The organism is Mesorhizobium sp. WSM4819 (assembly GCF_055811215.1).
The window spans coordinates 1-455 of the sequence record NZ_JBVVQO010000103.1 but is presented as its reverse complement, the minus strand read 5'-3'; the positions used below and the strand labels follow the sequence as shown (position 1 = coordinate 455).

Annotated in this window: 1 protein-coding gene; it reads left to right on the top strand. The window is 63.5% G+C overall.

Going from position 1 to position 455, the window contains the following annotated elements; all coding sequences use genetic code 11:
* The coding region (locus tag AC0L18_RS32420) for a zinc-binding dehydrogenase (RefSeq protein WP_473495750.1) at positions 1-455 on the top strand (455 nt) is incomplete at both ends.

Here is a 455-nt window from a genome sequence, read left to right as displayed (position 1 = left end):
AACCGGCCGGGCGCCTTCGGTGAATATCTGGCGATCCCGCAGCACAACGTCGTGCCGATCCCCGACGATGTGCCCGACGAGATCGCCGCAATCTTCGATCCGCTGGGCAATGCGGTCCACACCGCACTGTCCTTTGATCTGGTCGGCGAGGACGTGCTGGTCACCGGCGCCGGGCCGATCGGCATCATGGCTGCGCTCGTCGCTCAATGCGTCGGCGCGCGAAAGGTGGTCATCACCGACATCAACCCGGTGCGGCTGGCATTGGCGAAAAAACTCGGCGTCCAGCATGTGGTCGACGCGTCGAAGGAAAAGCTGCGCGATATCATGCCGGCGCTCGGCATGACCGAAGGTTTTGACGTCGGCCTCGAAATGTCGGGTGCGGCACCCGCCTTCCGCGACATGATCGACGCCATGAACAATGGCGGCAAGATCGCCATTTTGGGCATCGCGCCGAC